Source organism: uncultured Gimesia sp. (assembly GCF_963972345.1).
Taxonomy (GTDB): Bacteria; Planctomycetota; Planctomycetia; order Planctomycetales; family Planctomycetaceae; genus Gimesia.
The window spans coordinates 1-10,506 of record NZ_CAXAVM010000233.1; the positions used below are offsets into that span (position 1 = coordinate 1).

8 protein-coding genes are annotated in these 10,506 nt (G+C 46.6%); 5 read left to right on the forward strand and 3 right to left on the reverse strand.

Annotated elements, in window-relative coordinates; genetic code table 11:
- From AACZ40_RS25490 to AACZ40_RS25505, 4 genes are all read left to right on the forward strand, one after another.
- A partial coding sequence (locus AACZ40_RS25490; RefSeq protein ID WP_339676366.1) for a hypothetical protein occupies nt 1–198 on the forward strand: 198 nt, incomplete at its 5' end.
- Complete coding sequence (locus AACZ40_RS25495) at nt 191–772, forward strand: DUF4194 domain-containing protein (RefSeq protein ID WP_291174954.1); 582 nt, start codon at nt 191–193, stop codon at nt 770–772. The genes AACZ40_RS25490 and AACZ40_RS25495, both read left to right, overlap by 8 nt.
- 12 nt (nt 773–784) lie before the next feature.
- Nucleotides 785–4,189, forward strand: coding sequence for an SbcC/MukB-like Walker B domain-containing protein (locus AACZ40_RS25500; RefSeq protein WP_291174952.1), 3,405 nt, complete (start codon nt 785–787; stop codon nt 4,187–4,189).
- 14 nt (nt 4,190–4,203) lie between these two features.
- Nucleotides 4,204–5,379: a Wadjet anti-phage system protein JetD domain-containing protein gene (locus AACZ40_RS25505; protein ID WP_291174950.1), complete on the forward strand. Its 1,176-nt coding sequence runs from the start codon at nt 4,204–4,206 to the stop codon at nt 5,377–5,379.
- A 257-nt stretch (nt 5,380–5,636) separates the two neighbouring features.
- Here AACZ40_RS25505 and AACZ40_RS25510 read toward each other — a convergent pair whose 3' ends face one another.
- Nucleotides 5,637–6,746, reverse strand: a complete 1,110-nt coding sequence (locus AACZ40_RS25510) for a hypothetical protein (protein ID WP_291174948.1) — start codon at nt 6,744–6,746, stop codon at nt 5,637–5,639.
- A 179-nt stretch (nt 6,747–6,925) separates the two neighbouring features.
- Here AACZ40_RS25510 and AACZ40_RS25515 point away from each other — a divergent pair, with 179 nt between their 5' ends.
- Entirely contained in the window at nt 6,926–8,497 is a 1,572-nt protein-coding gene (locus AACZ40_RS25515; protein ID WP_291174946.1) for a tyrosine-type recombinase/integrase, read from the forward strand.
- A gap of 152 nt (nt 8,498–8,649) precedes the next feature.
- Here the strand turns inward: AACZ40_RS25515 and AACZ40_RS25520 are convergent, their stop codons facing one another.
- Together AACZ40_RS25520 and AACZ40_RS25525 are read right to left on the reverse strand one after the other, a co-directional pair.
- Nucleotides 8,650–10,086: a site-specific integrase gene (locus AACZ40_RS25520; RefSeq protein WP_291174944.1), complete on the reverse strand. Its 1,437-nt coding sequence runs from the start codon at nt 10,084–10,086 to the stop codon at nt 8,650–8,652.
- Nucleotides 10,083–10,289 (reverse strand): helix-turn-helix domain-containing protein, encoded by a 207-nt coding sequence (locus AACZ40_RS25525; protein WP_291174942.1) that lies wholly within the window; start codon nt 10,287–10,289, stop codon nt 10,083–10,085. The genes AACZ40_RS25520 and AACZ40_RS25525 overlap by 4 nt, the downstream gene beginning before the upstream one ends.
- Between the last annotated feature and the right edge of the window lie 217 nt (nt 10,290–10,506).

Consider the following 10,506-nt stretch of genomic DNA (forward strand, 5'->3'; position numbering starts at 1 on the left):
CCTGACAACGGTCCTCTCGAAATACTCGGGTATATCCAACTCGCTTATGACGGCGGGCATGAGGTCGACGAAAACGAATTCGATCTGATCAGCATCGATACTCCCCTGGGAATACAGGACTTTGAGATTCCCCGGGTTGTGTATTTGTCTGAAACTGAAAGAATGGAGCGTGTTTCCGGGAGGGCCTCCGATGAGTGAAGTCCCGGAATTTCGCGAACGGGGTATCGTGGCGGTCCACCTGCTGCAAGGTGTGATCTATGAGGAACAGGAAGAAATCTGGTCGTTGTTGCTGAGCAATGAATCTGACCTGAATGACTACTTCTGTGAGATCGGGTTGTCGCTGGTCATCGACCGTACGGAAGGAATGGCCTACCTGCGTCAATTCAGTGAAGACGAACGGACCGGAGGTTATGAACGCCTGCCGCGATTATTCCGGAAAGCACCACTGACTTATAAAGTGACCCTGCTGTGCGTGCTTCTGCGCGAGGAGTATCGGAAATTTGAAGAGGAAGATCTCGATAACGAACGGTGTGTCGTCGAAATCGATTCACTGCTCGAATTGTGGAAACCCTGTTTTCCAGCCGAATCTGATGAATTCACCTTGCGGAAACAGTTGGTTGCCTCTTTCAAACAACTTGAAAACCTCAAATTTGTCAGTGGTATCAAGGATGAGCCTGATTCCTGGGAAGTCCGTAAGCTTCTGAAAGCACGAATACCCATTGAAGAACTGGAACGTCTGCGGGATCAGCTCACAGCGTTCGAAACCGAATAGGACACTCTTGGTATGCAGCACTTATTTGACATGCGTCCCGATTATCCCGGGTACCGTCTGCAAAAACTGGAAGTCTTTAACTGGGGGACGTTCGACAGTTCGGACGGGAACGTGTTCTGCTTTGAGCCTCAAGGGCGGACCTCACTTTTAGTAGGGCATAACGGCTCGGGGAAATCGACCCTGGTAGATGCCATCCTTACTTTGTTAGTTGATGGGAAAACACGAAATTACAATGTGGCTGCCGGTGCTAAGAAAACCGAGCGAACCCCCAGAAGCTACATCAAGGGCGCTTACGATCGAACGACCGATGAAACACAGTCAAGCGTGATTCGCTATCTCCGTCCAAAAGGAAATCATCTGACGGCGATCTCCGCCGTCTTCAAAGATGAAAAGCTCGATCGATCCTTTACCCTCACACAAATCCTCTACCTGAAAGCAGATGGGGGCGATGATCGGGTTTACGCGTTTGCTCCGTCAGCGCAGGAATTGAAGGCCGACTTGCAAGGGCTGGTAAAGTCGGACGAAGTCCGTGATCATCTTAAGCAGTGTGGTTATCAAACAACACGCTCTTATGCCGAATACCTGGGCTGGCTCACCAGGCAGACCAGTATGAGAAGCAAAGCGATCAGCATGTTCAATCAGACGGTCGCGGTAAAGGATATTCAAAGTCTGAATCTGTTTATCCGTGCTCATATGCTGGAAGCAGCCAACTGGCAGGATAAAATCCAGGGGTTATTGAAGCATTTCACAGACCTGAGTAATGCCCATTCTGAACTGGTTCGGGCACAAAGAGCTCAGGAACTTCTGAAGCCGGTTGCCTCAATTGGCCATAAGTATCAAGTCAAAGCGGAGAAACTCAATCATCTGCAATTGCTGTATGCTGCTTCCGAATCCTGTTTTTCGGTACTCAAACTTCAGGTATTTGAGCCAGAGCTGGCACGTCTGGAGGACAAAGCTACATCTTTGGAGACAATCCTCAACCGAGTGACTCAGGAACTGGAACAGTCGCGGGATACCGTCAGAAAACTGAAAAACGAGATTGAACAGGCAGGGGGAGACCGGTTACGACGAATTCCAGATTTGATCCTGACTGAAAAAGAGTCATTGTCTAACAAAAATTCGAGTTTTCATAATTTTCAGAACAATCTCAAACACTGTGGATTGAAGGAAACGGTCTGGAATCAGGAGCAGTTCCAGCAAGCCAAAACGGCATTACAGGCACTCCTGCCAACCAATTTTCAGCAACGGAAGGACATAAAGCAGAAACAGGAAACAGTGATTGGCGAGAAAACTGCCATTGAAACTCTCCTTCGTGAGGAATGCACCGAACTGGAGGCATTACAACAGCAACGCAGTAATCTACCGCCTCAATTTACAACAGTACGCAGCCAGCTCTGTAATGAGCTGAATCTGAAGGAGAGTGAGCTTCCTTATGCAGCTGAGTTGATCGCCGTAGCCCCTGATCAGAGGACCTGGACAGCAGCCATCGAAATGGTACTGCGATCCTTCTCTCTCAGCTTGCTGGTTCCAGAACGATATTATCCCCGGGTCAGAGCCTACATTGAGAAACGGAAACTGACTGGTGCCGATGGAAAAGGGTTACGGTTGGACTATCTGTGTGTGGGGAGTGTCGCTGAAAGCAGCGGGGACAGGATTCCTCCCAGTTCGCTTTACCACAAATTACAATTCAAGCCCAAGCATCCGCTGGCTCCCTGGGTACGGGAAGAAATCCAACAACGATTCAATTTTCAATGTTGTGATCATGTTGACGAATTCGATCAGATTCCCCGAAATGCTTTGACAGCGAACTGTCATGTGAAATTTAATCGGAAACGGCACCAGAAAGATGATCGGGACCGGACTACCGACCCCCGTTTCTTCGTACTGGGCTGGAATAATGCCGAGAAGAAACTGCGCATTCAGCAACATATTCAGCGGCTGAACACGGAATTAGGGACTCTCCAGACGCAGCTGAATACGCTTGACCAGCAGAGTGAGGAACTGCAATCCGTAAAACAAGCCGCCGAGCAGGCGCTAAATATCACGGATTTTGACCAGATCGACATTACACGTCATCAGTCAGCGATCGAAGCACTCCAGGCAGAGCAAAAGAAGCTGGAAGGGTCGAATGATATGGTGCGTGTTCTCAAAAAACAGTTAGTGAAGGCGGAAGATCAGGAAGCCTCTCTCGGGAAGGATCGTGATGAGAAGATCGGTCAACAGGCTAAATTAAAAAGTGATATTTCTATTACCAGCAGACTGCTTGATTCGACGCATGCTGAGATCAAACAACAGCGCGAGCGAGACGATTACCCGCAGCATGAGAAGTTCTTTCCGGAGATCGCCGAGTCGATCGAGGTGGAGACACTCGCGATCGACAACTTGGAAGAACGGATGTGGGAATGGAACAAAAAGATACGAGCGAAAATTGATCAGATCAGAGAGCCACTCGACCGACTGAAAGAAAAACTTTTTGAGGCGATGTCCAGATACTTAAGGGAATTTAAAGAAGAGACAGACGATCTCGACGCCAGACTGGAATCATTAGAGAGCTTTCTGGGGGTACTGGAACGGGTCAACGAGGAAGATTTACCCCGTTATGAGCGACAGTTTAAAGACAAACTGAACGACCAGGTCAGCCAGGAGATAGCGTTATTCAACACAGAGTTACGCACCGAGCAAAAGCAGATTGAAGAGAAGATCGACCAGTTGAACGGTGCTTTGAGAAAAGTCCATTATACTCCTGCAACCTACATGCGACTGAAGCCTTCTCAGATCAATGATCGTGAAATCGAAGATTTCAAACGATCGTTGCGGGAATGTCTGGATGAATCTCTGGAGCAGACACCCGAAGCAAACGAAGCCCGATTTCAGCGTATTCAATTACTGGTACAACGTCTTTCGGATAAAGAAAAATCAGCCTGGCGAAAAAAAGTGATCGATGTACGTAACTGGTACAACTTTGTCGCTGAAGAAATTGTGATCGAATCGGGAGAGACCCGCAGCAGCTATGATGGCAGTTCGGGCCAGTCCGGTGGGGAGAAAGCCAAGCTCGCCTTCACGATCCTGGTTGCGGCTCTGGCTTATCAGTATGACATTGATCCTGATGGATTTACTCCAGGTCATTTTCAGTTTGTCGTGGTGGATGAAATGTTCTCCAAAGTCGATGACCAGAACGCGGAATTTGCCCTGAATTTATTCGATCAGTTTGGACTGCAACTGCTGATTGTGGCGCCGCTGGATGCCAAAGCCCGCGTGACCGAACCGTTTGTCGATCGTTATCTTTATGTTGTGAAGGATGCGGAGACCAGCCGTTCTAAGCTACTCAGCATGACGGCGAAAGAGTATGAAGAAGAGGTGAAAAAGAACATCAAACTGAGTCGTACACGGTCCTCCAATTCTCCAAATGCAAAATGAAATTGGTTGAACGAATGCCATTGGTTTCTCCAGAAGAGATCGCCGAGAAAGTCGCTAAGGCTTATCCCCGTTTTCTTAAACGTTGGGTGAATGGAGAAGTCGAGGACTTTTTTCCGTATCGGGTAAAAGTTCGGCTGACACTGGACCCACAGAATCCTAAAGAAACCATTGATGCTCATGAACTATTGCTCGCGCATTCAAAAGATCAGCGTGGCTGGGGTTATACCGTTCACCGGGAACTAAAGCGGAAGCGGGATTTTGGAACGAACTTGGTTCCGACTGCCATCACGGTCGACACTCTCGAGGATTTGCTGCGTCTGGCCAAAAAGCAGGATCAATTTGAAAAGACACGAATTGTTATAGAAAAAGTACGATTTCACTTCCCACAATTAGAGGATTGGTTAGTCTCAGAAGTTACAAAAATAGCAAAACTGGCAGACTCGGCAGACGGTTTAATACAGGTCACAAATTATCTCATTGCGCACCCGGTACCTGATTGTTATATCCGACAATTACCGGTCCCCATAGACACCAAATTTGTGGAACGCCATGAATCCACTTTAAAACAGTGGTTGGATAAACTACTGCCAGCATATGCGATCAATGTAAATGAGAACAAATTGGTCCGTCGTTTTGGGTTTCGAGATAGCCAACCCCATCACTCGCTCCGACTGCTTGATCCTGAATTACAATCGGAACTGAACTTACCTTACGATGAACTCTCCCTGCCGTTACGTTACCTGAAAATGCTGGAAGTCACGAATTGCAGTGTTTTTATTGTAGAAAACAACCTGAATCTACTGACCTTACCAGCTTTTCCACGGGGGGTGGCCATTCGTGGTGAAGGAAACGCAGTCATGCAACTCAAAGATTTGAGCTGGCTGAGTCAGAATCCACTGATTTACTGGGGAGATCTCGATGTTGAGGGCTTCCAGATCTTATCGCGGTTGCGAAATTTCTTTCCGCATACAGACAGTGTGATGATGGATCAGGAAACCCTCAACAGTCACGCAACTGCTATCGTTAAAGGTAATCCGAGTCAGCCCGAGGCGCCCCCCAATCTGACCAATCGGGAAGCGGAGGCGTACGAGTACTGCCTGAAAAATCAATGTCGGCTGGAGCAGGAAAGGATTCTTCAGAATTACGTGGAAAACCAGATCGCTGCAATGACATCAGCGACAACTGACTGACTTTCTGTCCAAAATTTTGGTCTGGTTTAACTTCCAAAAATCAAACTGCGTTTATTTAAGCCTTTTACCCCAAATTGTACCAAGTAAAGACAGTTCTCTGCCCAGAAACTCTCGGGACGGTTTTAAAACACCTAAATTCTGGACCAAAACGTGTCATAATAAATAGGATGGAAAATACTTATCTATTACTTTTCCAATCCGATTGAACGGCAATAAGAATTCCCAGAATCTTTAAAATAAGATTTTGTATCAAGACTTCAGTTTTCAACTGCTTCCCGACATTTCTTCAACCTGCCTTTATATTTTTGTCTGGTTTTTTGAGTACTCTGAAGTTTTTTTCCCAACTCTAATGCATCGAGCTCAGTACCTTCCAGGAATTCTGTAAACGCTTCGTTTATTTTCCCAACCTTGCCGTTCAAACGTTCTTTGTATCTGGGATATAAACCACATTCCTGGAAAACAAACATTTTCAGCATGATCGAGTACCTGTTGTGTCCCAATTTATCTTCTTCCTGACTTTTTTTGCCGATCCAACCCTGAAGGTGTTTTTTATGACCGTACATCAAATGATGATTTGCGATGTCATGTAACTTCAGATTCTGATCAGCAAGTAAATACCAGGGGATAAACAGTGCCAGTCCAGCTGCTCCATACACTTCCTCGCTGTATTGCGAAGCCCCGACGGGATTCGAATGCATCGGTTCTGGTAAATGTGGTGTGGCCAGTTTTTCCAGACTCCAGTCATAATAAAACTGAGTGTAATCTGCATAAAATCGGCGTTGATTTTTAGGGATCGGAGTCGAGTCTCTCAGCATGTTCATGGGAGGGACATCAGGGAACTCACCCCGTTCTTGAATCTGCTCCCACCACTCCCCAATAAACCCCGCCTTGGAAAGCTGAAACCCGGGATCTGTTACTAACCAGCCAGCATATCCTCTTTGTCGTTCCTGGGCCTGTAACTTATACTTCTCCTCTTCCTTGAAATATTTTTTGATCATGAGCTCAGAGCAACCATGGCCTCTCATGACCGCTTCAATCGTTAAACGAAGGTCATGACTGATTCTAGTTTGTTCAGCCTGGAAACGGCGGGAGACGTCGTTAGATGGAGGAAAATATTCTTTTAGTAGGGGATACCAAAAAGGCTGTTTTAAAAAGAGCCCCATCCCCGCGATCTCATTCAGGTCATACTCAAACAGCAGATCATCCTTGGTCCACAGGCCGGGAAGATGTTTATTCAGGGCATTTATAAAATCAACCGGCAAGGCATAAATAACCTCTGTATCCAGACACAATCGATCTGGATATCGCTTTTTCAACTCTTCCCAAGCGGCATAGTTCTTTGCTTGAATCTTCGAGTTCTGGGACACACTGAGCCTCCTTCAACAGCACGCTTCAATATATACAAAAGTATCAATAAACATAATCTAATCAATGACTCCCAAATTGAGGTAAACGAATTCTAAAACGTTTACCTCGATATCTTCCTATCATCTTGGAATAGTTCTGCCGGATCTAATATTTTCTACAAGCTATCCGGTGACTATTGATGTACACAGATAACCAGAGTAATTCTAACCAGCCTTACCAGGCAGAAGAAGTCCAACAGACTTCTTCACCTGATACTTGTATAGAGTCCACCCCAAAGTCGCCCTCTAAGTCTCGCAAGATGGTCCCTGTGGAACTAATGGGAAGCCATACGCACGAAACCCGGGTCGGAATCAACGTCCATGCCTATGAAAGAGATGGTAAATATTTAGCGCGTGGACGGTATGAAAGAAGGTATTTTGGCGAAACACTGGGAGCAGATCTACAGGAAGCCAAATCAAAACTGAGAGAACTGTTGCATAGGCTAGACTCTGGCACGTTTGTGCCCCCGAGTGATGCGCGAAAGCAGATGTTGAAAACTAGAAAAATTCCTATTCTGACTCTGCGCGAGCTTTTTGATAGATATCTGACCGAAAAGCGTAAAGTCTGTGGAGAAAATACAGCCAGAACCTATTTGAATCGACTTGCCCCGATACTGGATTTTGCGGAATTAGCTCGATCACTTAAAAAATGGCCCACAGCACTGTCACTTGATAGAGACTTTGCTCTTGAATTACTTGAATTTCTGTTCAACCGTAAAATAACGAGAAATGGTAGTGCAAATGCTCCCACTAAATTGATGTCCTCACGGCATATCAAGCACTGCGGGGACACCTTAAGGATGGCCCTTAACTGGGCCTGTAGAGCAGACGTACGCAATTTGCCCCCCGATTTCGTCAACCCTGTTACCCCTGAGCTTTTTGAAAATTCATTCAGTAAAGACCCACTTCGTGATTGTGTATTTCCGCTTGAACGAAGGCTTGCCCTCTTAAATACCATGGATGACTGGCAATTCATGTCGCTGAGTATACTTTTGGTTTTACCAATCCGCTTAGAAGACGTATCTGGTCTCATCATTAGTGATGTGGACTTCAATAAACAGCAGATACGTTTTAGCAGTCGATTTGGTGGATCAGATTTCAACAAAGGAAAAGTAAATGTACTATTTCCGTTACCTGATGAACTGATGCCTTTGTTACAGATGTTGGTGGGAGAGCGTGTCGAAGGGCCGCTTTTCCTAAATCGGAAAATATGTCTAGGTAAATCTTCAAGAAAATATACATTTGATTCAACTTCAGATTTAGAACAACAGTATCATGACGAATTATTTAAAGCACCGAAAGGTACTGTTCTTAATAGCCAGGATCGGAAAGCAGTATTTCGATATTTCTTAAATAAAGCTGGAGGCATTACCAGTGCCTATGTGGGAAAACAACTGCGTCAGGTGATTGGGAAAGTTGAATCAGGTAGACCTTATGACTTGCGCGGCTCCATTACACAGGAGATGAAAGAGGCTGGAATACCATTATTAGAATTACGATACCTTACAGAGCATTCCGTGAGCGATATTATCAATGTGTATTCAGGCCTGAATCCTGAGCAGGAGATCGTTAAGTATTACAACAAGATCAGCCCTCTGCTGGAAGCGATTAAGGCCCGCACAGAACAACTTGTAATATCTGAAACAAGTACTTGCCAGAGTCGATCGAATCCAGTACAAGATACATTACCTGAAGGTGGTCAGAATGTTTAAATTCGGTTGGTGCACCGCTGGTGCACAACTGGTGCAAACGCCAGACAGTCGAATAAAGTGTGTGGTTGCAGAACCGAAAATCCATCGAATTAAGCAACTGTTTTATTTTCAATTAGTTACGCACCATTAGGTTTATTTTTGTCGCGTTGAAATCAGGTTTGAAACCACCCAGGCGGAGAGTCCCCCCCTCTCCGTTTTTGCTTTTGCTGTGACATTGAGCGACAGGATGAGTTATCTCCTGTCGCTTTTTGACTTTGCGGGGTGCTGTGTTTGTCCTTCTGAGGTCTAGAATCTTCATCATCTTTGTCACCTCCTGTGACATCCGAAGACGACGAAAGTCCCTCTGAGTCAGAAAAGTGTGCAACATTCTGTGCAACACTTTCTGAACTGTTGCTGTCATCCGGTTGATCATCAGGGGACTTGTCACCTTGCTCCTGCAACGAGTTCTCCTGAGATTCACCCGTCTGGGAATGTGGTGTCTGACGACTTCGTAACATCCCGTGGTAGAGGTCTTCGAGACCAAGATCTGAATAGACTCGGTATGTCAGGTTGATGTCCGAATGCCGAGCCAGTCGCTGAACATATGCAGGAGTTTCACCAGCCTTAATGAGATTGGTGATGAAGGTATAACGAAGAGCATGAAAATCAGCTTTGCGACCATCGACTTCGTAGGGAATCTCTGCAGCTTCCAATGCTGGTTTGATCATCTTGCCCCCGCCACGACTCTTGGCCCAGTTCCCCGGCCAGAGCTTGGCGCTCCTGGGTTTTCCTGCAATCCAGGCTTTCAGGAATTGGACCACTCCTGGATCACGGAGTGGAATACGTGCCTCATCTCGATTCTTTGTCTGTGAGGCAGACAAGCTGATGTGTGGGTACTCATCAGCCAACTGTAGGTTGGCAACCTCCATGTGACTCAATTCAGTCGCTCGAAATCCGGTGTTGAGGGCTACCAAGAACAAGACTTCTTGATCCGGTCCTGATAAACCGTACAAGGGCGAGCATTTTCTGGCCGCTTTCAAAAGCTTCGTGCATTCTTCAGACGTGAGTGCACGTCGTTGATGACAACGTTCACTCACCTTTATAGGTCGCACCTTCCGGAAGGGATCAGTCTCGATACGCTCGTCCTCAAGCAGAAAATTGGCGAACTGCTTGGCGTGGCGAACGATGTGCTTGCAGGTTTGTTGGGACCGTCCCTTCTTTCGTAACGAAGCCAGATAGGTCTGAAACCTGTTCCCGTTTAAGTCCGATAGAAGTAGAATCCCCATGGTGTCGAAAGCTCGCCTGAGACGTCCGGTGACCAGCATTACTTGAGCTGGGCTGATTTCCCGGTCTTCGAGTGACTTCTGAAAGTCATCCAGATGTTCAGACAATGGTTTCTCATTCTGGATAATCCGTGGCGTCCGGATACCAGCTCGTTCCTCGTTGACCTCTCTTTTCGCATCACGCAGTCTGATAGCTGCTTCATCTCTTGTAGTAAATCCATTTTCTTGCTGACGTATCCCCTTTGCGTCAGGATAGCGAATTGACCAAGTCTTAGCTTTGTATGTCTTGCCGTTTCGGATGATGGTTGGATGGAATGGTTGACTCATACTTTACGACCTCCTTTCGACTTCCGGTATTTGGGGTGAAGTCGTTCCCATTGCCTTCGCGCTGGACAGCCACTCTCGATCCAGTGCATGATCTCATCACGCGACCAGACTCGTTGAGTGCCGATATTGACGGACTCCGGAATACGGCCTTGGCTTTCCAGTCGATAGATGGTACGTACTGTTCGCCCCAGAAGTTCAGCCATATGATGCTTGGTGAGCAATGGCGGGAATAGGATGCTAATTGCCTGACTTTTGTTAGTAGGTGTGACTTCATTCATTTCACGTCATCCTTTCCGTTTGCCACGCGAAGGGACTTTACTCGTGGCGCAATTTTGGCAAGGACTTCTCCCAGCGTTTGCACTCTCTGAAGTTCCCCAGAAATAGTGGGCGCTCAAAAAAGAGTGTAAACTATTCTGAGGA